General features: G+C 63.4%; 21 protein-coding genes and 1 pseudogene. 11 read left to right on the top strand and 11 right to left on the bottom strand.

Going from position 1 to position 19,176, the window contains the following annotated elements:
* Positions 1 to 84: 84 nt before the first annotated feature.
* Together NKI16_RS08285 and NKI16_RS08280 are read right to left on the bottom strand one after the other, a co-directional pair.
* Positions 85 to 789 (bottom strand): anti-sigma factor, encoded by a 705-nt coding sequence (locus tag NKI16_RS08285; RefSeq protein WP_352472348.1) that lies wholly within the window; start codon positions 787 to 789, stop codon positions 85 to 87.
* Positions 786 to 1,325 carry a sigma-70 family RNA polymerase sigma factor gene (locus tag NKI16_RS08280; protein WP_023677484.1) on the bottom strand — a complete coding sequence of 180 codons (540 nt, stop codon included), beginning with the start codon at positions 1,323 to 1,325 and terminating at the stop codon, positions 786 to 788. Before NKI16_RS08280 ends, NKI16_RS08285 begins: the two co-directional genes overlap by 4 nt.
* Before the next feature lie 126 nt (positions 1,326 to 1,451).
* On the opposite strand from NKI16_RS08280, the gene NKI16_RS08275 reads away from it, so the two are divergent.
* Both NKI16_RS08275 and argB read left to right on the top strand, forming a co-directional pair.
* Complete coding sequence (locus NKI16_RS08275; protein ID WP_352588549.1) at positions 1,452 to 2,948, top strand: amidase; 1,497 nt, start codon at positions 1,452 to 1,454, stop codon at positions 2,946 to 2,948.
* A 96-nt stretch (positions 2,949 to 3,044) separates the two neighbouring features.
* Positions 3,045 to 3,938, top strand: a complete 894-nt coding sequence (gene argB, locus NKI16_RS08270) for an acetylglutamate kinase (RefSeq protein ID WP_023677482.1) — start codon at positions 3,045 to 3,047, stop codon at positions 3,936 to 3,938.
* A gap of 19 nt (positions 3,939 to 3,957) precedes the next feature.
* Here the strand turns inward: argB and bchE are convergent, their stop codons facing one another.
* Positions 3,958 to 5,496, bottom strand: a complete 1,539-nt coding sequence (bchE, locus tag NKI16_RS08265; protein ID WP_352641124.1) for a magnesium-protoporphyrin IX monomethyl ester anaerobic oxidative cyclase — start codon at positions 5,494 to 5,496, stop codon at positions 3,958 to 3,960.
* Between the two features lie 102 nt (positions 5,497 to 5,598).
* Positions 5,599 to 6,075 carry an Lrp/AsnC family transcriptional regulator gene (locus NKI16_RS08260; RefSeq protein WP_023677481.1) on the bottom strand — a complete coding sequence of 159 codons (477 nt, stop codon included), beginning with the start codon at positions 6,073 to 6,075 and terminating at the stop codon, positions 5,599 to 5,601.
* Positions 6,076 to 6,215: 140 nt separating this feature from the next.
* Here NKI16_RS08260 and phhA point away from each other — a divergent pair, with 140 nt between their 5' ends.
* Entirely contained in the window at positions 6,216 to 7,049 is an 834-nt protein-coding gene (gene phhA, locus NKI16_RS08255) for a phenylalanine 4-monooxygenase (protein ID WP_352568518.1), read from the top strand.
* Here phhA and NKI16_RS08250 read toward each other — a convergent pair.
* Positions 7,044 to 7,544 carry a MarR family winged helix-turn-helix transcriptional regulator gene (locus NKI16_RS08250; RefSeq protein ID WP_352620601.1) on the bottom strand — a complete coding sequence of 167 codons (501 nt, stop codon included), beginning with the start codon at positions 7,542 to 7,544 and terminating at the stop codon, positions 7,044 to 7,046. The two genes, phhA and NKI16_RS08250, sit on opposite strands and share 6 nt — an antisense overlap.
* Positions 7,545 to 7,637: 93 nt before the next feature.
* On the opposite strand from NKI16_RS08250, the gene NKI16_RS08245 reads away from it, so the two are divergent.
* Positions 7,638 to 7,805 (top strand): hypothetical protein, encoded by a 168-nt coding sequence (locus NKI16_RS08245; RefSeq protein WP_352620599.1) that lies wholly within the window; start codon positions 7,638 to 7,640, stop codon positions 7,803 to 7,805.
* A gap of 49 nt (positions 7,806 to 7,854) precedes the next feature.
* Here the strand turns inward: NKI16_RS08245 and NKI16_RS08240 are convergent, their stop codons facing one another.
* A complete protein-coding gene (locus NKI16_RS08240; protein ID WP_352568520.1) occupies positions 7,855 to 8,616 on the bottom strand; it encodes a GGDEF domain-containing protein in 762 nt (253 codons plus the stop codon).
* Between the two features lie 161 nt (positions 8,617 to 8,777).
* Here NKI16_RS08240 and NKI16_RS08235 point away from each other — a divergent pair, with 161 nt between their 5' ends.
* Positions 8,778 to 9,485 carry a pyrimidine 5'-nucleotidase gene (locus NKI16_RS08235; protein ID WP_023677476.1) on the top strand — a complete coding sequence of 236 codons (708 nt, stop codon included), beginning with the start codon at positions 8,778 to 8,780 and terminating at the stop codon, positions 9,483 to 9,485.
* A 34-nt stretch (positions 9,486 to 9,519) separates the two neighbouring features.
* Here NKI16_RS08235 and NKI16_RS08230 read toward each other — a convergent pair whose 3' ends face one another.
* The gene (locus NKI16_RS08230) at positions 9,520 to 10,359 is read right to left on the bottom strand and encodes an LOG family protein (protein ID WP_352568521.1); all 840 of its coding nucleotides are present in this window, start codon (positions 10,357 to 10,359) and stop codon (positions 9,520 to 9,522) included.
* Positions 10,360 to 10,504: 145 nt separating this feature from the next.
* Between NKI16_RS08230 and dapD the strand changes: the two genes are divergently transcribed.
* From dapD to NKI16_RS08210, 4 genes and pseudogenes are all read left to right on the top strand, one after another.
* On the top strand, positions 10,505 to 11,359 hold the full coding sequence (gene dapD / locus NKI16_RS08225; protein WP_352620596.1) for a 2,3,4,5-tetrahydropyridine-2,6-dicarboxylate N-succinyltransferase: 855 nt from the start codon (positions 10,505 to 10,507) through the stop codon (positions 11,357 to 11,359).
* Between the two features lie 30 nt (positions 11,360 to 11,389).
* Positions 11,390 to 11,767: a DUF805 domain-containing protein gene (locus NKI16_RS08220; protein ID WP_023677473.1), complete on the top strand. Its 378-nt coding sequence runs from the start codon at positions 11,390 to 11,392 to the stop codon at positions 11,765 to 11,767.
* A gap of 21 nt (positions 11,768 to 11,788) precedes the next feature.
* Positions 11,789 to 12,578: pseudogene (locus NKI16_RS08215) on the top strand (hypothetical protein).
* 335 nt (positions 12,579 to 12,913) lie between these two features.
* On the top strand, positions 12,914 to 14,014 hold the full coding sequence (locus NKI16_RS08210) for a GGDEF domain-containing protein (RefSeq protein WP_023677471.1): 1,101 nt from the start codon (positions 12,914 to 12,916) through the stop codon (positions 14,012 to 14,014).
* Here the strand turns inward: NKI16_RS08210 and NKI16_RS08205 are convergent.
* The gene (locus tag NKI16_RS08205) at positions 14,004 to 15,035 is read right to left on the bottom strand and encodes a 2-dehydropantoate 2-reductase (RefSeq protein WP_352568524.1); all 1,032 of its coding nucleotides are present in this window, start codon (positions 15,033 to 15,035) and stop codon (positions 14,004 to 14,006) included. The genes NKI16_RS08210 and NKI16_RS08205 overlap by 11 nt on opposite strands.
* A gap of 129 nt (positions 15,036 to 15,164) precedes the next feature.
* Here NKI16_RS08205 and dapE point away from each other — a divergent pair, with 129 nt between their 5' ends.
* Together dapE and NKI16_RS08195 are read left to right on the top strand one after the other, a co-directional pair.
* Complete coding sequence (dapE, locus tag NKI16_RS08200; protein ID WP_352568525.1) at positions 15,165 to 16,364, top strand: succinyl-diaminopimelate desuccinylase; 1,200 nt, start codon at positions 15,165 to 15,167, stop codon at positions 16,362 to 16,364.
* Positions 16,365 to 16,366: 2 nt separating this feature from the next.
* Positions 16,367 to 16,975, top strand: coding sequence for a hypothetical protein (locus tag NKI16_RS08195; RefSeq protein WP_023677470.1), 609 nt, complete (start codon positions 16,367 to 16,369; stop codon positions 16,973 to 16,975).
* Here the strand turns inward: NKI16_RS08195 and truA are convergent.
* Genes truA through fmt form a run of 3 tightly spaced genes read right to left on the bottom strand, consistent with a single transcriptional unit; the run spans position 16,957 to position 19,166 of the window.
* Positions 16,957 to 17,712 carry a tRNA pseudouridine(38-40) synthase TruA gene (gene truA / locus NKI16_RS08190; RefSeq protein WP_352568526.1) on the bottom strand — a complete coding sequence of 252 codons (756 nt, stop codon included), beginning with the start codon at positions 17,710 to 17,712 and terminating at the stop codon, positions 16,957 to 16,959. The genes NKI16_RS08195 and truA overlap by 19 nt on opposite strands.
* Positions 17,713 to 17,730: 18 nt before the next feature.
* A complete protein-coding gene (locus NKI16_RS08185; protein ID WP_352568527.1) occupies positions 17,731 to 18,240 on the bottom strand; it encodes a GNAT family N-acetyltransferase in 510 nt (169 codons plus the stop codon).
* Positions 18,237 to 19,166 carry a methionyl-tRNA formyltransferase gene (gene fmt, locus NKI16_RS08180; RefSeq protein ID WP_352922682.1) on the bottom strand — a complete coding sequence of 310 codons (930 nt, stop codon included), beginning with the start codon at positions 19,164 to 19,166 and terminating at the stop codon, positions 18,237 to 18,239. Before fmt ends, NKI16_RS08185 begins: the two co-directional genes overlap by 4 nt.
* Positions 19,167 to 19,176 lie beyond the last annotated feature (10 nt).

Genomic DNA, 19,176 nt, shown 5'->3' with positions numbered 1-19,176 from the left:
CGGATCGACAGCCGCCAACAAGCTTTGCATGCGTTTAAATCGCGGGAGATAGATTTCAGGTCTGCTTCCGGAGATGAGAAGCGGTCAGATGCTCTTCAGATCGCCCGCTGCGACCACCGGTCCAGTCGGCTGGCCGGTCGGTGAACCGCCGGCAGGCTCAACGCTGACCGCAAGCACGGCGCCTTGCGCCAATTTCTCCTGGACGGCGGGCGGGATGGCCAAATGCGCGGTCGCACCGGCCGGGATGACGCCCATCGACACCGGCGCCTTCTTGCCTTCGATCATCCACAGCTCGAAGTCCTTGCCGGCGGCCCGCTCGCCGGAAACGTGGGAAAGACCGACCTCGTGACGGGCGGCATCGTAGACGACGAGATATTTGACGTCGCTGCCTTCGGCCGCCAGCGAGGCGACAAGCCGCGCCTGCGGCGGTTCGGTGGACGGGCGGAAGTAAGGCACGGCGATGTAGATCGCCAGCGCCGCAATGGCGGCGGCGGCAAGACCGCGCCAGAAGCCAAGGCTCGACCACAGGCCGGCGCGCGGCTCTGCAGCGAACAGCCGGCGGTCCAATGCTTCCTTGACCCTGATCGGAGGCTCTGTCTCCGGATAGGCGGCGGCCATCGGCGAAAGATGCGCCTCCCAGGCATCGACAAGGCGCGCGAAGGCGGCGTCCGCATCGATGCGGCGCGACGCGATCTCGCGTTCATCGGCGGCCAGAACGCCAAGAACGTATTCGGCGGCGAACAGGTCGTCGCCCCCACGTTCCGGTCCATTGTCGTCAGCCAGCGTCATCTTTCCAGGCATTCTCTCAGTTTCAACAGGCTGCGCCGCAGCCAGGTCCGCATCGTGTTCAGCGGTACGCCATAGCGCTCCGCCAGTTCGGCATAGCTTTTGCCATCCAGATAGGCGCCCCGGACGGCCGCCGCCCGGTCCTTCTCCAATTCCTTGAGACAATGGTAAATGCGTTCGGACTCACCGCCCGCCACGGCCATGGCCTCCGGCCCCGGCGCCGGATCGGCCACGTCGAGCGCGGCATCGATATAGGCGGCAGGCTCTCGCCGCGCCCTGATCCGATCGATCGCATGATTGCGCGCAATGGCCACCAGCCAGGAGATCGGGCTCAGATCCGAAACGGCGAAACGGTCCGCCTTCGTCCATATCTTGACGAAGACCTCTTGAAGCGCCTCTTCTGCATCTCCCCGATCCTTCAATACACGAAGGCAGACGCCGAAAAGTTTCGCGCTGGTCTGCCGGTAGAGCAGATCGAACGCAGCCCGGTCCTTCATCGAAGTCCGGACAATCAGGTTGCTGATGTCCTGCGGCGTCATCCGCCGCCAAATTAGGCGATTGCAATGTATTTGCAACGACTGAAATGGTCTTGCGCACCGGCAGCGCCAGCGTCGATTGCCAATGAAATCGCCGCCCGCTAGCTTGCAATGAGCGGGAGGGCGACCATGTCGATCGAGCGGGTTCTGTGGGAGCATGACGCAACCGGCCAGGTCGCACTCGTGCACAAGGGAGAGATTACACCGCAAGATCTCGTCGATGCGGCGATCGCCCGGGCCGAGGCCACCCACCCGGAGATCAACGCCATCGCCGAACCGCTCTATGAGGCGGCGCGGGCGCGGGCGAAAACCGTCGACCGCAAGCTGCCGTTTGCCGGAGTGCCCTTTGCGCTGAAGGATCTTGGCATCGCTATGAAGGGCGTGCCGACGCATGGCGGCAGCCGCATCCCGGCCTTCACCCCCGATTTCAGCTCGGTGATGACGGAGCGCTATCTGGCCGCCGGCCTGATTCCGATCGCCACCAGCACCGCACCCGAACACGGGCTGAGGCTGGTGACCGAGTCGGTGGCTTACGGCGTCACCCGCAATCCATGGAACACCGCGCACACGACCGGCGGTTCCTCGGGCGGTGCGGCTGCGCTGGTCGCGGCCGGCGTCGTGCCGGTGGCACATGCCTCGGATGGCGGCGGCTCGATCAGGGTGCCTGCGGCTTGTACCGGGCTGATCGGGCTGAAAACCTCGCGAGGCCGCGTACCCTTGACGCCGCTCGTCACCGAAAGCTGGTACGGCTTCGTCGTCGACCATGCGTTGGCCCGCTCGGTGCGCGATACGGCCCTGCTGCTCGACCTGACCCACGGGCCTGACCCGCTGTCGCCCTACGCGGCACCCTCGCCGAACGGCAGTTTCACTGCGGCGGCTGGGCGCGATCCGGGCAAGCTCAAGCTCGCCTTCTATCGAAAATCGCCGCTCGGTCTGCCGATATCGGAAGAGACGTTGAAAGCTCTGGATGCGGCGATCGGGCTGGCGCGCGAAGGCGGACACAGCGTCGAGGAGATCGACCTGCCCTATATCGATCGCGATTTCATCGCCGATTTCGCCAGAACCGTCGCTGCGGCGGTGGCCGGCACGATGCGTGGCGAGGCCTTGCGCGTCGGCCGCTCCATCTCAGGCGACATCGAACGCGCCACGCGCGTGATGAGCCGGTTCGGTGAAATTCTCTCGGCCGGCGAAATCTATGCCGGCCTGCAGCGGCTGCACGCCACTTCGCGCCGGCTTATCGCCGAAACCGCGCACTATGATGCTGTGCTGATGCCAGTTATCGCGCACCCGCCGGTCGCCTGCGGCACCATGGACCCGAAAGGCGCCGACGAATTCATCGAGAATGTCCTGGACAGACTGCGCCTCGCCGGCCTGCTGAAGTTCAAGCCGCTATTCGGCCAGCTGATGGACAAGAGCCTGTGGTTCACCCACTGGCCGGCGATCCAGAACGTCAGCGGGCAACCGTCGATCACGCTTCCGGTTTACGTCACCGATGCCGGCCTGCCGCTCGGCGTCCAGGCCGCCGGCCGCCCCGGCGACGAGGAAACGCTTTTGTCGTTCGCTGCGCAGATGGAAAGGATCTCGGGCTGGCTGGGCCGACGGGCGCCGCTCCAGCGGCCGGCATAGGCGGTGATTTGATCGATCGTGACAGCAAAGCCGTTTGCCCCCTCGTCCAATTCCCGCTAAGACGCCGCCGTTCATGCCAAGCTGGGAACCACGCCGATGACGGATGTCGCCGCCACCGCCGAAATGCAGGCCGCGCTGCTTTCAAGGGCGCTGCCCTATATGCAGCGCTACGAGAACAAGACGGTCGTGGTGAAATATGGCGGCCACGCGATGGGCGACATCGCGCTCGGCAAGGCTTTCGCCCGCGACATCGCACTTTTGAAACAATCCGGCGTCAACCCGATCGTCGTGCATGGCGGCGGGCCGCAGATCGGCGCCATGCTCAGCAAGATGGGCATCGAATCCAAATTCGAGGGCGGCTTGCGCGTCACCGACCAGAAGACCGTCGAGATTGTCGAGATGGTGCTGGCCGGGTCGATCAACAAGGAGATCGTCGCGCTGATCAATGCCGAGGGCGAGTGGGCGATCGGCCTGTGCGGCAAGGACGGCAACATGGTGTTTGCCGAAAAGGCGCGCAAGACCATGATCGATCCGGATTCCAACATCGAGCGGGTGCTCGACCTGGGCTTCGTTGGTGAGCCTGTCGAGGTCGACCGCACATTGCTCGACCTCCTGGCGCGGTCCGAAATGATCCCGGTGCTGGCGCCGGTGGCGCCCGGCCGCGACGGCCATACCTACAACATCAACGCCGACACTTTTGCCGGCGCCATCGCCGGCGCCTGCCAGGCGACGCGCCTGCTGTTCCTTACCGACGTGCCCGGCGTGCTCGACAAGGACAAGAAGCTGATCGACGAGTTGACCGTGGCCGAGGCCAAGGCCCTGATCAAGGACGGCACTGTCTCGGGCGGCATGATCCCCAAAGTCGAGACCTGCATCGAGGCAATCGAGCGCGGCGTCGCAGGCGTCGTCATCCTCAACGGCAAGACGCCGCATGCGGTGCTGCTCGAGCTGTTCACCGAACACGGCGCCGGCACGCTGATCGTGCCGTGAGGCCGGGTGTCTGAGGGGCTCAAGCGTTTGGCGAAATAGCGGTCACGGACTGACGCGACAGGCGTTCGACAACCATCGATTCCTCTTCCTCGTCTTGCGGCGCGCCCCAGAATTCGGCGAGCGTCGGGCCATTTTTCAGGCGGCGGTCGCGGACCAGAAAGCCCCAGACTTCGCGGAACCAGACGCGGCGGCCCATTTTGGTGTACCAGCGCATCGAATGCCGTTGCTCCGGATCCTTGTGGAACAGGATGCGCGCCAGCGCCTTGGGCCGCGACTGCACGGCCAGTTCGATCAGCTTGACGGCGAAGAACAACATCCACGGCTTGAGGCGGGTCATCTGCAGGACCTGATGCTTGTAGTCCCACAGGCGGGCGTCCAGCTGGATCACCTTGCGGTCCCTGGCAATCCTGAAGAACGGCGTCCAGCGATGCGGCGTCACATAGAGCGCCTGGATCTGGTCGGGGTCATAAGCGATCAGCTGGCGGAAGCCGCGCCAGAGGTCGCGCAAACTTTCGTCCTCGAAACCGGCCACCCAGGTCGCCATCGACAAGATGCCGTTGAGGCGCAGCAGCCGTATCGCCTCGCGGTCGGATGAGGTGCTGCCGCCCTTGCGGATCAACTGGAGCGTCTGCTCGTCGGTGTTTTCCATACCAAGCAGCCAGCGGATGACGCCGGCCTTGCGATAGAGATGCAGGCTGTCGGCGTCGCGGACGATGTCGTCGGCGCGGGTCGAGCCGACGATCAGTACCGGCACATTCTCGGCGATCATCGCATCGAGAAAGGCGCGCCAGGCTTTTTTGGAGGATGTCGGGTTCTCGTCGGCGAGGTTGATCAGCTCGACGCCATGCTCGCGATGCAGCCAGGCGATCTCTTGCGCGAACTTCACGGGGTCGCGATGCCGCCATCGCGTCCAGAAGCCGCGCTGGCCGCAATAATTGCACAGATGTGGGCAGCCTCGCGAGAACTGCATGACCACCGCACGCTTGCCTCCCCAATAGCTGTAGCGACTGAAATCGATCAGTTCCCAGCCGATGCGGTAGACGTCGAGGTTGGCGATCGTTCTTGCCGGCTTGGTGGCAAAGGGCTGGCGCAAATCGTCAGGAAAAGCGATCCCCGCCACGTCCGACAGCGGCTTGCGTTTCTCAAGCGCTTCGACCAGCGCGACGATTGTCGCCTCGCCCTCGCCGCGCACGATGAAGTCGAAGGCATGCGTTTCGGCCAGTATGTCGCGCCAGTGATAGGTCGGAAACACGCCGCCATAAATCAGGATTGTCGCTGGCTCGATGTCCTTGACCATGCCGGCGATCAGCAGGGCTGTCGGATGCGCAGAGGTCGAGCCGGAATGGCCGATCAGAATGCAGTCGGGATGATCGCTCAAGGCGTCCCGGACCAGCGTGGCAAGCGGCATCGGCCCGAATTCGGCATCGACGAGCCGCACCTCGTGTCCCGCGTCGATCAGCGGACCGCCCAGTGTCAGCAAGCCGAGCGGCGGCAGATGGTCGTCCGGCACACGGCTGCCGATGGCGGTATGCGGCGGGTTGATCAGGACGATTTTCATGGCGGGCCTTATGCAATGGCGGTCCGCATGTCGTAGTCGGCGATCTAGTTCCGGAGATTGGCTCGCTTCAGCAGTTTGTGTGCAGCTTTTCCGCAGAAATGCCTATCGTCTGAGATGTGCAAGCGGGACATGGCCGGGCCCCTTGATGTTCTGCAGCACAAGCTGAGTGTGTACGTCGCGCACGCCTTCGAGCCGCATCAGCCGGTGCATGACGAAGGCATTGAGCTCGTCGACCGACGGCACCATGACATGCAGCAGGAAATCGTAGTCTCCAGTCATCGTCCAGCACGACGACACCTCGTCCATGCGCTGCACGGCGGCGATAAAGGTTTCGGGCGAGCCGTCGCTGTGGGTTACGAGGCGCACCTGGATGAACACTTCGACCATCAGCCCGACGGCGCGGCGGCTGAGCACCGCAGCAAAGCCCTTTATGATGCCCGCCTGCTGAAGGGCCTCGAAGCGCCGCGCGCAAGGTGTCGTCGACAGCCCAATCTCCTGCGCCAATTCGGAGACCGGCTTGCGCCCGTCGCGCTGCAGGATGTCGAGCATCTTGATCTCGAATTCATCAAACTGAGGCATTTTCACTCTCCCAAAGCTCGATCGTGGAGTCTTTTACCTCCAACCCCGCATTTGAGCCACCATCAAAGCTGATTTGCCTCGCGCCATCCGGCTAGAATTTCCGGCAATCCGCTGATCATGATTTCCAGGGAGAGCAAGCCATGACAATGAACGTTGCCGACTATGCCCGCGAATGCGCTGCGCGAGGCCTTCGCGGCGATTATTCGGTCTGCCGTGCCGATTTCACCGTGGCGCAGGGCTACAATTATAGCGACGAAGAACAGGCGGTGTGGCGCACGCTGTGCGACCGCCAGACGAAGCTGACCAGGAAGCTCGCCCACCATTCCTATCTCGATGGCGTCGCGGCGCTCGGCCTTCTCGACAAGATCCCGGATTTCGGTGCGGTCAGTGAGAAGCTGCGCAAGCTCACCGGCTGGGAGATCGTCGCCGTGCCGGGGCTCATCCCCGCCCAGCCGTTCTTCGACCACCTCGCCAACCGCCGCTTCCCGGTCACCAACTGGCTGCGAACCCAAAAGGAGCTCGACTACATCGTCGAGCCCGACATGTTCCACGATTTCTTCGGTCACGTGCCGATCCTGACGCAGCCGGTCTTTGCCGACTTCATGCAGATGTATGGCAAAAAGGCCGACAGCGTGATTGCGCTCGGCGGCGACGAGATGATCACCAGGCTTTACTGGTACACCGTCGAATACGGGCTGATACGCGAGCCGGGCCAGCCGCTGAAGGCTTTCGGTGCCGGGCTGATGTCATCCTTCACCGAGCTTCAGTTCGCGGTCGAAGGCGGCGAGGCGCACCATGTCCCCTTCGACCTGGAAACTGTAATGCGCACCGGCTACGAGATCGACAAGTTCCAGCGTGCCTATTTCGTGCTGCCGTCGTTCGACGCCCTGCGTGATGCTTTCGAGACCGCCGATCTTGCGGCGATCGTGGCGCGCCGCAAAGGCGAGCCAGCGCTCGACCCGGCGAGCCTATAGGCTGTCGGTTATTTCCAACGCCTCGGCCTTCAGCCGGGCCAGCTGGTCGCGCTGAAGGTCGAGCGACGCCGTAACGAAGCGCAGGATCGTGGCGAGTTCAGTGTCGCTGAATGTGGCGATCACCTTTTCCCCCTCCTGCGCGATCGCGCCATAATAGCGCGTCGATAGTTCTCGCGTGAGTTCCGTCGCCTCTATGACCACCTTGCGCCTGTCCTCGAGGCTGCGCGTTCGTGTCAGCAGGCCGCGTGCCTCCAGCCGGTCGATCAGCGCGGTGACCGCGGCCGGCGTCAACCCTGTTGCGGCCGCGACCTCGCCAGCCGATCGCGGGCCGCCATAGAGCAGCGCCAGGCAATGGCGTTCCGCCATACTCAGCCCAAGCTTATCGCCCACTGCCTCGTCATAAGCCTGCGTCGCGTCCTGCCAGCCCATAATGGCAAGGCTGATGGCGGTCTTCATGTCGGCCCGATTCATGCTTGACGAATTTATTTCGATCATCTAACTATCAATCTGCCTAACATTACGGCCATTATAGTAATATGCTGCATCAGGCGCAAGGCAAGGCCTGTCGCAGCCTGCAAGGAGTGAAACATGAATCAGACCCCAATGCGCGGCCTACTCACACCGGCTGAGGAGTTCAAATATGCCAAGCTGGCGATGGAGTGGTATGGCTGGGGCTCTCCCATTGGCCTTGGCATCGCTCTGGTCGCGCTGGCGGCGGCCGCCCTGCTGTTCCGCCTCGCCATCTTCGGATTTTGACAGTCTGGCAGCGGCGCGGTTGAATGCAGCAGAAGGCTTAGGGCCGAGCTCAGGCGGCTTCGGAAATATCGCGGTCGATGATCGACAGATTGCGGCCGCGATGCTTGGCCTCGTAGAGCCGCTGGTCGGCGGCGCGCATCAGCTCCGAAACTGCGGCGTCTCTGCCGCAGGTGATGCCGCCAATACTGACTGTCAGCGGAACCGTTCGTTCGTCGACGGGCCGGAAACGGATACGCTCGACTTCACGCCGGATGCGCTCGGCGACGCGCCTGGCCTCGTGTTCGGTGGCACCAATCAGAAGGGCGCAGAATTCCTCACCGCCGATGCGGCCAAGCACGTCGCCGCTGCGCACGCCACGCTCTATCGCGTTTGCGATCAGGAGCAGCGCATCGTCGCCGATCAGATGGCCGTAGCTGTCGTTGATGGTCTTGAAATGGTCGGCATCGACGATCAGCAATGCCCCGCGATCGGATTTGCGCCGGGAGCCGTCGAGAGCGGCAAAGAAACTTTCGCGGTTGAGCATGCCCGTCATGTCGTCGCGGCTCGCCTTTTCCGCCAGGCGCCTGTGCGCGGCGGCGAGTTGGGCATGGGCGCGGGCGAGCTCGCGATGCGCGGTCTGCAACCTTTCGCCCTGCCAGAAGGTATAGGCGCCGACGCTCCAGGCAAGCGCGAGCGGGCACACGGTGGATGTCAGCCAGATGGTGCGATTGATCGGAAACCCCATTGCCGGCACGACGATCAGCGTCAGCAAAAGCGAGACCGCGACGGAGGCGAAAGCGATGGCGGCAGACTTTAGAAATATGCGATTCATCGCTTGCTCCCACTGGTCCGTCTTGGTTCCAGCAAAGCGCTGAATGTCACCTTTCGGCGATCCTTAAGATTTTAATCATGGCGCCATTTTTACCACCCAGGGCGCGCATAGGTTGTGGATAAACCTCCTGTTAGAAAGATCGTTTCGTGCCATAAGGACGTATGACCACACTTCCCGACCCCGCCCGCTTTGCCCATGTCACCGACTGGGTGTTCGATCTCGACAACACGCTTTATCCGCATCATTCGAATCTGTTTTCGCAGATCGATGTGAAGATGACCGCCTACGTCGGAGAATTGCTGACGCTGCCGCGCGAGGAAGCACGCAAGCTGCAAAAGGAGCTCTACCGCGAATATGGCACGACGCTGAACGGATTGATGACGCGCCACGGCATCGACCCCGACGATTTTCTCGAGAAGGTCCACGACATCGATTATTCCTGGCTGGTTCCAGATCCCGTCCTAGGCACCGCCATTCGCCAGCTTCCCGGCCGTAAATTCATCTTCACCAATGGCGATCGCCGGCATGCCGAACGCACCGCGCGGCAGTTGGGCATTCTCGAGCATTTCGATGATATTTTCGATATCGTCGCAGCCGGACTGAACCCCAAGCCGGCGCGGCAATCCTATGAGAAATTTGCCGAACTCCACGCCGTTACCGGGCAAAATGCGGTGATGTTCGAAGATCTTGCCCGCAACCTGTCGGTGCCGAAATCGCTGGGCATGACCACAGTGTTGGTGGTGCCGCGCAATTTCGAGCCGACCTTCTCGGAAATCTGGGAACGCGACCCGGCCAACGAGGACGATGTGGACTTCGTCACCGACGACCTCGCCGGCTTTCTCACGGCGATCGTGGAAGTCCCTGCTTGAGGCAGCCGGCGCGCTTCAAGTCCTTGCTTGCATGTCAAAGTTTATAGAAGCGGCTGACGATCCCCCAGGCCTCGTCGGCAGTGTCGACGAAATCGATGATATCCTGGTCGCCGGGCGTGATCGTGCCTTGCTCGGCGAGGAAATCGAGGTCGATCGCCCTTGCCCAGAAAGCCTTGCCGAACAGGATGACCGGCACGCGTTCCATGCGGCCGGTCTGGATCAGGGTCAGCGTTTCGAAGAACTCGTCCATCGTGCCGAAGCCGCCTGGAAATACCGCAACGGCCTTGGCACGCATGACGAAATGCATCTTGCGGACCGCGAAATAGTGGAAGTTGAAGCAGAGTTCCGGCGTCACGTAGGCGTTTGGCGCCTGCTCGTGCGGCAGCACGATGTTGAGACCGATCGACGGCGCGCCAACATCGTCGGCGCCACGATTGCCGGCCTCCATGACGCCCGGCCCGCCGCCGGTCACCACGACGAATTCGCGAAAGTACGAGGTGGCCGATTGCTGCGAGCAGAGGCGGGCGAATTTGCGCGCCTCCTCGTAATATTTGCTGTTTTGCTCGAGGTTCTTCTTCTGCGTCTCGTTCTTGGCCGCCCAGGCTTCGCCGCCGGGCTCGGGAATGCGGGCGCCGCCGAACAGGATGACGGTCGATTGGATGCCGCGCTCGGCCAGGATCATCTCCGGTTTCAGCAGTTCGAGCTGCAGCCTGACCGCGCGCAACTCGCGCCGCGTCATGAAATCGGGATCGTTCCAGGCCAGCCGGTATGTCTCCGCGCGCGTTTGCGGCGTGTCCGGCACGCTTCTCGACCGCTCCAGATCCTCGTCCGAATGCGGCAGCGGCGTCCATCCCGTCTTTTCCATGGGAGTCATATTTGCTTTACCCGTCCAATCATTCACCTGCGCCGTCCCGTGACGCTGCCGCGATTGACCCTCCCCAAGCCTTCACATAGGGTCCGCGCGACTTTCAAACAGGTTAAGGCGCCGGCCCTTAACAGCTTGGTAATGGAGCGAATTCATGTCGAAGCCCGATCTCGCGAGCCTCGAGGAGATTATCGAGAACGCCTTCGAGGAACGCGACACGATTTCGACCGCAACCCGCGGCGAGACGCGCGAGGCCATCCAATCGGCGCTCGACCTGCTCGACCGGGGCGTCGCCCGCGTCGCCGAGCGGCAGGCCGACGGCAAATGGCACGTCAACCAGTGGCTGAAGAAAGCGGTGCTGCTGTCGTTCCGGCTCACCCCGATGGAGATCATAAAGGGCGGTCCCGGTCAGGCGGTATGGTGGGACAAGGTGCCTTCGAAGTTCGACGGCTGGAGCGCCGTCGATTTTGAGAAGGCGGGCTTCCGCGCCGTGCCGTCGTCGATCGTGCGCCGCTCCGCCTATGTCGCGCCCGGCGCCGTGCTGATGCCGTCCTTCGTCAATATCGGCGCCTATGTCGACAGCGGCACCATGGTCGACACCTGGGCTTCGGTCGGCTCCTGTGCCCAGATCGGCAAGAATGTGCATCTGTCGGGCGGCGTCGGCATCGGCGGTGTGCTGGAGCCGATGCAGGCCGGCCCAACCATCATCGAGGACAATTGCTTCATCGGCGCCCGTTCCGAAGTGGTCGAAGGCTGCATCGTGCGCGAAGGCTCGGTGCTCGGCATGGGCGTCTTCATCGGCCAGTCGACCAAGATCGTCGACCGCGCCACCGGCGAGATCTTCTACGGCGAGGTGCCGCCTAATTCCGTCGTCGTCGCCGGCTCGCTGCCGGGCAAGCCTTTTCCAAACAACGAGCCCGGCCCCAGCCTCTACTGCGCCGTCATCGTCAAGCGGGTCGACGCCAGAACCCGTTCCAAGACATCGATCAACGAATTGCTGCGCGATTGATCTTTCTCAACGAATACGGACGGAATTCGCTTGCCTGACAGATCAGACCTCATCTGGCTTTTCTTCAGAACTTCGGGCCGCGTCAGCCGCGCGGCCTATTTTCTGGGAGGACTGCTGGTGGCCATCATACAGGCCCTCCCACTCTACCGTTTCACGCTGGTTCCGGAAGGCACTACCGAGAGCAACATGTGGTCGTTCATTTTCTTCATCGCCTTCATTGCCTCGCTTTGGTCGAACGTGGTGCTGGCGGTGAAGCGGTTGCACGACCTCGACAAGCCGGGCGTTGCGGCGCTGGTGCTGTTCGTGCCGGTTGTCTCGATTATCGCTTTCCTCGTGCTTTGCCTATTTCCCGGGCAGCCGGGACCCAACCGCTACGGCAAGCGCACCAACGCACCGGCCGAACCCTGAGCGCCGATCGGATATTTCGTCATGCGCTACCGCTCGCTTGATTCGAAACTGATCCTCGAAACCGCCGAACGGCTGGAAGAGCGCGTCGCCGAGCGTTTTCCCGATGCCGGCTTGCGCGGCGTCGCCGCCGAGCTCGTGTCGCTGTCGCGCGATCTGGCAAAGGCAGCCAAGGCGCTGGAGGCGCCGATCTGGTGGCTGCGCGGCCTCATCATCGCCGCCTTCGTCGTCGGAGCGCTGATGTTCCTGTTCGTCGGCACAATCCTGCCGCTCGGCCGCATCTCGGGAAACCACGATGCCTTCCAGTCGATGCAAGGCATCGAAGCCTCCCTCAACATGATCATCCTCGCGGTGCTGGGCTTTCTGGCCCTGATTCGCTCCGAGGAGCGGATCAAGCGCAAGCGGGTGTTTCGCCAGCTCCACGGGCTGCGTTCGCTGATCCGACGTCATCGACATGCACCAGCTGACCAAGGATCCGGCAACGCTTTCAGCCAGTTTCAAGCCGACTGCGCATTCGCCAGCCCGCATCACCAACGCCGCCGACCTTGCCCGCTATCTCGACTACTGCTCCGAGATGCTGTCGATCACCGGCAAGATCGCCGCGCTGTTTGCGCAGTCGGTCAATGACGCCGTGGTCATCGACGGCGTCAACGACATCGAGAACCTGGCTTCGAGCCTCTCGCGAAAGATCTGGCAGAAGATCACGCTGATCGAAACCCCTCATGGGCAGCCGGCACGTGCGGCGAAGACCTATCCCGAGCCGGGTCCGCCGCGTCGGCCTGCAGTCCGCAGACAACCGGGGCCGGCAAGCTAAAACCGGCCATCCGGCGGCAGATCCGCTAGAACGGTTCATCGTTTCGCAGAAACGCCGAACCGCTCTATCTTTTTGTTTTGACGCAATTCCGGACGGAAAACCGCTTCACACTTTTCCTGGAATTGCTCCAGAGCGGCGGAACGGGGAGTTCCGAAAGCCCGGTTTTGCGCCGGATGCTCTAAGCGAATGTTAATCACCCTGGCCCAGCATGCCGGCGAAGACTGTGTCGACCGGCACGGAGCGCTCGACTGGCAAGCGACCTATCCCTGACCACCAACGAGCCGCGCAAAACGTGGAGCGCCGCCGCTCGCCTGTTTGCCTGGTTCTCTTCGCCGATGAAATTGGAACCGGAAGCTGTCCGCGCCCGGCTTCTCGACACCACCTTCGAGCGCAAATTCGCGGTCCTGTTCGGCACCATCAGCGTTCTGTTGGTTGCGGTCAGCGCCGCTCTTGCCACCGGGGATTGGTGGCCCTACGCCTGGATTGCCGCCGACCTGATGCTTTTCACCGTCCGCGTTCTGCTGATGCGGGAATGCGAGCAGGCCCGCAGGCGCGGCTCGAAAGGGCCGCTGGCGGGCCTGATGGCAGCCAGCGGCGTCTGGTCGGTCGTTTTCGGCCTCGGCTGCTATGGCTGTGTTGCCAGCGGGAATATGGCGCTTTCCGTACTTGCCGCCTTGAATGTCGCAGGCGTCGTCGGCGTGGTGTCGTCACGCAATGCGGCGACCCCGCGCTTCGCCATATTCGTCATGTTGGCCGTAAGCCTGCCTTACGTGGTCGGTGCATTGTTTTCTGCGGCGCCCGGAATGCCGATCGTCGGAATTCAAACGCCGTTCTATGTGGCCGGCGTCATCATCGTGCTGCTTCAGAACCACGCAATCAATGCCCGCATGATCCGCGCCGAACTGGACAATCGCGACCTGGCCATCAAGGACGCGCTGACCGGCCTGCCAAACCGCATCTTCCTGCAGGAGAAATTGCGCGACATGTGCCGCGACCTTGCGGCGCCGGCCGCCAATGGCGGCAAGCCGTTTGCAGTGCTCAGCATGGATCTCGACGGTTTCAAACAGGTCAACGACCGTTTTGGCCACGCCGTCGGCGACGTGCTGCTGCGCAAGGTGGCCGAACGATTGAAGCGCGGCTTCCGTCCGGGGGACGTGGTCTTCCGTATCGGCGGAGACGAATTCGTCATTCTTTTGCCCGCAACCTCGGAGATCGAGGCCACCTACCTGGCAAAGCGGGCCATCGAAAAGGTCTCGGTCCCCTTCGACCTCGGGGTCGGCTCCGCCATCCATGTCGGCTTGAGCGTCGGCAGCGCATGCGCACCCGCCGACGGAGGCGATCCGGAAATCCTGCTCACCTGTTCCGACCATGCGCTCTACGAGGCCAAGCGCACCGGCAAGGGCCGTTACTGGGCGCCTGTGCGGGCTACGATCTGACGGTCGCGACAACGGCTTCCGGCGTCTGGCAGGGCGATCCGCGCCTCTTCTGCTCGGCCGCGCGCACCAGTGCCGTAACATGCTTCAGCAACGGCGCCGGCGTGCCGGCCTTTTCGGCCAAACGCAGGACCGCGCCTTGCAGTTCGCCGATCTCCGTCGGCCGGCGGCGCTGAAGGTCATCCCACATCGACGAACGCGCGGCAGGGTCGATGGCAAGCATCCGCCGCGCCAAGAACTTGAACAGCCAGTCGGGCAGGCGAAGCACTTTCGGCAGCAGCGCGGGACGCAGGCCGGCGATGCGAGCGGGTTCGATGCCCGTCGCCATCATTGCCGCCAATGCTTCGTCGATCTGGCCGGCCAGGATCAGCCGCCAGCGGCGATCGGCAAGCTCTGCCGCCAGCGGCAGGCCGGAAAGCGCCACCAGCGCGTTGTTGAGGTTGAGCAGCAGCTTGCCCCATAGCACCGCTTCGATGTCACCATGCGTGGCAACGGCAAAGCCCTCAACGTCAAGCAGTTCGTCAAGGCCTGTCGGACCCTGTTCGATCATCACCTTGCCGCCGCTGGCGCGGTGCAGACGAAGCGGCAATTCGCCCTCCGCCGATTGGACCACGTTGAACGGCACCATGCCCGCGAGCACCCGCCGGGCGGCGAGATGGGCTCGCAACTTATCGGCATTGTCGACGCCGTTCTGCAGACTGAGTACCACCGCATCCGGTCGGGCATGGGCCGCAATAAGCCCGGCCATGTCCTGCGTCGCGCCGCTCTTGACCGTTAGCAGGATGACATCGGCACCGGGGAATGCCGCGGCCGGATCGGCGGTGACCGACAATGCCTCCGGCTTGACGGATCGGTCGCGGCCATCACGGTCGGTGATGCGCAATCCACCTTTTTGCAGCGCCTTCTCGATGCGAGGCCGCGCCAGCAGAACCACCTTTCGTCCGGCAAGTATCAGGCAGCCGCCGGCGTAGCATCCGATACTGCCGGCACCGGCGATTACGATCGTCCTGCCATGCGTGATCATGCGATGGCCCTGTCCTGGTCGAGAGGCCTGGCCGCAACTATACGGCATGAAAACCATAATGTCGGCGGCATGGCTGGCCCTTATGTCTGGCCGTGACAGGCCTTGCGCTTTCGACTATCGCTTTTGCCCATGACGCTGCCTACCGATCCGACCAGAAATCTGGCTGCTCTCATCCGCTGCGCTTCCGTGACGCCCGCCGAAGGCGGTGCGCTGAGCGCGCTGGAAGAAATGTTGAAGCCGCTCGGCTTTGCCGTCGAGCGCCCGGTGTTTTCCGAATCCGGCACACCTGACATAGAGAACCTTTACGCGCGGCGTTCCGGCAACGGCCCGCATCTGATGTTTGCCGGCCATACCGATGTCGTGCCGGTGGGCGATGAAACAGCCTGGACGCACCCGCCCTTTGCCGCCGACATCGCCAATGGCGAGATGTTCGGCCGCGGCGCCGTCGACATGAAGGGCGGCATTGCTTGTTTCGTCGCGGCGGTAGGGCGACATATTGCGCAGAAGGGCGGCCCGAAGGGTTCGGTCTCGCTGCTGATAACCGGCGACGAGGAAGGGCCGGCGATCAACGGCACGACGAAACTGCTCGAATGGGCGGCTGTCAAGGGTGAGAAATGGCATGCTGCGATCGTCGGCGAGCCGACCAATCCCGACGCGCTCGGCGATATGATCAAGATCGGCCGGCGCGGCTCGCTCTCCGGCACGGTCGTCGTCAACGGCCGCCAGGGACACGCCGCCTATCCGCAGCTAGCCGACAATCCCGTGCGCGGCCTGGTGACGCTGGTCGACGCCTTGCTTGACCCCGTCTTCGACAACGGAACAAGGGATTTCCAGCCGACCAATCTTGAGGTCACCTCCATCGATGTTGGCAACCCTGCCACCAACGTCATCCCAGCGAAGGCGGCGGCTACCTTCAATATTCGCTTCAACGACACATGGACCGTCGAGACGATCCAAGCCGAGATCCACAACCGCCTCGACCGGGCGGCGAAACGCAAGAAATACCGCGCCGGCAAGAAGACGCCGGTCGACTACGAGATCGTCTGGCGCGACGGGCCGAGCCATGTTTTCCTGACACGCGACGACAGGTTGATCGAGACGCTTGGCGGCTCGATCATGGCGGTGACCGGCAGAGAGCCGGCGCTCTCCACCTCCGGCGGCACCTCCGATGCCCGCTTCATCAAGGATTATTGTCCGGTGGTCGAATTCGGCCTTGTCGGCAAGACCATGCACATGGTCGACGAACGCGTGGCGATTGCCGACCTCGAGACGCTGACGCAGATTTATCTGCGCTTCGTTGAAGACTGGTTTGCGCAGGACATATCCTAGTGATGCTTTCAGCGGATGAAACCTACGCTTCGCTTGCCGGTGCCTGGCGGCTGATGCTCGGCAAGGCCGACGGATTTCGCCTGCTCGACCTTTCGGCGGACGGTTTCTGGAACTCCTTTTTTGCCATCGTCGTCGCGGCGCCGGCACTGATCGTCGGCTGGGTCGGTATTGCCAACGAGATCGGCGATCCCAACGCATTCGTCGGCCGTTTCAGCATGTTGATCCGCCTGGCCACCGTCGATATCGGCGCCTGGGTGCTGCCGCTCATAGGCCTCGCCCTGGTGGCGCCGCGGGTCGGCGTCGGCGGCCGTTTCGTCCATTATGTCGTGGCCAGCAATTGGGCCTCGGCGATCATCGCCTGGATGATGCTGCCATCGGCGTTGATCCGGCTTTTCCTGACGTCGGCCAACGAAGTCTCCGGACTCGTGTCGCTGCTGTTGTTCGCGCTGTCGATGGTCTTGACCTGGCGGATGACCAACGTTGCGATCGGCAGGGGTGCGGCCGCCGGCAGCGCCGTTTTTGCCGGCATGTTCGTGGCGTCGCTGATCGTCCTGTTCGGCCTGCAGGCGCTGCTCGGGATCAGCGTTCCGGATCAGCCAGGCGTCGGATAATCGACGCCGACGAGAAACAGCCCGTCGGGCGGCGCCACCTGACCGCAGGCGGCACGGTCGCGCGCCTCAAGCGCCGCCTTGAGGTCGGCAACAGTCCAGCCGCCTTCGCCGACACGTTTGAGCGAGCCGACCATCGAGCGCACCTGGTTGTGCAGGAATGACCGCGCCGAAGCGCGGACCTCAATGAAATCGCCCGCCCGGCTGACATCCAGCCGGTCGAGCGTGCGGACGGGGCTGGTGGCTTGGCACTGGGTCGAGCGGAAGGTGGTGAAATCATGCCGGCCAAGCAGCACCTTTGCCGCCTCGTGCATGGCACCGGCATCGAGCTGCTTCGGTACCCACCAGATCTTGCCCTTGTCGAGCGCCGCCGGCGCGCGGCGATTGACGATGCGGTAGAGGTAATGGCGGCCGATCGCCGAGAAACGCGCATCGAAGCCATCCGGCACGACGGCGGCCTTCAGGATGGCGATGCGCACCTTGGCCGCTTGCAGATGCGCGTTGACTGCGTCGCGCACCTTGTCGCCGGGCCATGCCTTGATCAGATCGACATGCGCCACCTGAGCGGTCGCATGGACGCCGGCATCGGTGCGGCCGGCGGCGCGCAGCGAAACCTGCTGACCACAGAACTTCTCGATCGCCTGCTCGATCGCCTGCTGCACCGATGGCTGGTTGGCCTGGCGCTGCCAGCCGGCGAAGAGACTGCCGTCATATTCGATGTCGAGGCGAAAACGCGGCATTCCCGGATCGAGGCGAAATCAGGCGGCAAGGGCTGAGCCGAAGGCCGAGGCGTAGACCAGCCTGCCGGTCTCCGGCGCCTCGCCCCAGGCAAGCGCCTGCAGGGCTTCGCCCTGATAGTCGCTGTCGAATTTCGCGGCACGGGCACGGCTGTAGCCGAAACGCCCATAATAGGCCGGATCGCCGAGCACCACGGCGAGCGTCTCGCCGGCAGCTTTCAGGCGGATATGAGCCTCGCGTACCAGGGCACCGCCGATGCCGGTGCCGTGGAACGACGGCTCGACCGCTAGAGGCGCCAGCGCCACCGCCGGGAAACTCTTGCCGCCATTCTGCACGAAGAGCCGTGAAAACAGGATATGGCCGACCACTTGCCCGTCTTCGTCCGCCACCAGTTCGACGACGGCATCACCGCCGGTGACCAGCGCGTCGACCAATCCGGCCTCCGTCTGCTGGCCGAACGCGTGTTCTTCGACAAGGCGGATCGCCTCGCGGTCCCGCGGCGTCGCCGCGCGTATGGACATCATGCTCATGACAATTTCATTCCTTTTTCGAGCTTGGCCCCGCGCAGAAACTCCTGCGCGGCAATGGGCCTTGCGCCCGCACGTTGAACTTCGACCAGCCTGATCGCGCCTGACCCGCAGGCGACCGTCAGACGGTCATCGAGAATTCCTCCCGGTTCGCCGGCGCCTTGCGAGAGCGTCGAGCGAAGCAGTTTCAGCCGTTCCACGTGGCCGCCGATTTCGGCCTCGCACCATGCACCGGGAAAGGGCGACAGGCCGCGAATCTGGTTGTGCACGTCGCCGGCAGGTCGCAGCCAGTCTATGCGAGTCTCCGATTTATCGATTTTCTTGGCGTAGGTCACCCCCACCTCCGCCTGTGTGGTAAATGTCAGCGTATTCCGCTCCAGCCGTTCGAGCGCTTGCACGATCAGCGCAGCACCGAGGACCATCAGCCGGTCGTGCAGATCGCCGGCCGTCATGTCGGGTCCAATGGGACATTTTTCAACCATTGCCACCGGCCCGGTGTCGAGGCCTTCCTCCATCCGCATCACCATAATGCCCGTTTCGGTATCGCCGGCCATGATGGCGCGCTGGATAGGGGCAGCGCCGCGCCAGCGCGGCAACAGCGATGCGTGACCGTTGAGGCAACCGAGCCGCGGCGCCTCGAGAATGGGTTTGGGTAGAAGCAATCCGTAGGCGACGACCACGGCGACGTCGGCGCGCAAGGCGCGGAACGCCTCCTGCTCCGCCTCGCTCTTCAGCGACACCGGCGACCGCACCTCGATGCCAAGCCGCTCCGCCTCGCGCTGCACCGGCGACGGCGTCAGTTCGAGCCCGCGCCGGCCGCCGGCGCGCGGCGGCTGCGTGTAGACGGCCGTCAACCCGTGCCCGGCCCCGGCAATCGCCCGCAGCGTCGGCACGGAGAATTCAGGCGTACCCATGAAGATGACACGCAGGGGCATTTCG

It is taken from the genome of Mesorhizobium sp. M0698, assembly GCF_040320455.1.
Classification (GTDB): domain Bacteria; phylum Pseudomonadota; class Alphaproteobacteria; order Rhizobiales; family Rhizobiaceae; genus Mesorhizobium.
This window is presented reverse-complemented; position numbering and strand designations above follow the sequence as displayed.

Coding starts and splice junctions, on each gene's coding strand:
- NKI16_RS08285 (WP_352472348.1), bottom strand. CDS start 789: ATGACGCTGGCTGACGACAATGGACCGGAACGTGGGGGCGACGACCTG.
- NKI16_RS08280 (WP_023677484.1), bottom strand. CDS start 1,325: ATGACGCCGCAGGACATCAGCAACCTGATTGTCCGGACTTCGATGAAG.
- NKI16_RS08275 (WP_352588549.1), top strand. CDS start 1,452: ATGTCGATCGAGCGGGTTCTGTGGGAGCATGACGCAACCGGCCAGGTC.
- argB (WP_023677482.1), top strand. CDS start 3,045: ATGACGGATGTCGCCGCCACCGCCGAAATGCAGGCCGCGCTGCTTTCA.
- bchE (WP_352641124.1), bottom strand. CDS start 5,496: ATGAAAATCGTCCTGATCAACCCGCCGCATACCGCCATCGGCAGCCGT.
- NKI16_RS08260 (WP_023677481.1), bottom strand. CDS start 6,075: ATGCCTCAGTTTGATGAATTCGAGATCAAGATGCTCGACATCCTGCAG.
- phhA (WP_352568518.1), top strand. CDS start 6,216: ATGACAATGAACGTTGCCGACTATGCCCGCGAATGCGCTGCGCGAGGC.
- NKI16_RS08250 (WP_352620601.1), bottom strand. CDS start 7,544: ATGATCGAAATAAATTCGTCAAGCATGAATCGGGCCGACATGAAGACC.
- NKI16_RS08245 (WP_352620599.1), top strand. CDS start 7,638: ATGAATCAGACCCCAATGCGCGGCCTACTCACACCGGCTGAGGAGTTC.
- NKI16_RS08240 (WP_352568520.1), bottom strand. CDS start 8,616: ATGAATCGCATATTTCTAAAGTCTGCCGCCATCGCTTTCGCCTCCGTC.
- NKI16_RS08235 (WP_023677476.1), top strand. CDS start 8,778: ATGACCACACTTCCCGACCCCGCCCGCTTTGCCCATGTCACCGACTGG.
- NKI16_RS08230 (WP_352568521.1), bottom strand. CDS start 10,359: ATGACTCCCATGGAAAAGACGGGATGGACGCCGCTGCCGCATTCGGAC.
- dapD (WP_352620596.1), top strand. CDS start 10,505: ATGTCGAAGCCCGATCTCGCGAGCCTCGAGGAGATTATCGAGAACGCC.
- NKI16_RS08210 (WP_023677471.1), top strand. CDS start 12,914: ATGAAATTGGAACCGGAAGCTGTCCGCGCCCGGCTTCTCGACACCACC.
- NKI16_RS08205 (WP_352568524.1), bottom strand. CDS start 15,035: ATGATCACGCATGGCAGGACGATCGTAATCGCCGGTGCCGGCAGTATC.
- dapE (WP_352568525.1), top strand. CDS start 15,165: ATGACGCTGCCTACCGATCCGACCAGAAATCTGGCTGCTCTCATCCGC.
- NKI16_RS08195 (WP_023677470.1), top strand. CDS start 16,367: ATGCTTTCAGCGGATGAAACCTACGCTTCGCTTGCCGGTGCCTGGCGG.
- truA (WP_352568526.1), bottom strand. CDS start 17,712: ATGCCGCGTTTTCGCCTCGACATCGAATATGACGGCAGTCTCTTCGCC.
- NKI16_RS08185 (WP_352568527.1), bottom strand. CDS start 18,240: ATGAGCATGATGTCCATACGCGCGGCGACGCCGCGGGACCGCGAGGCG.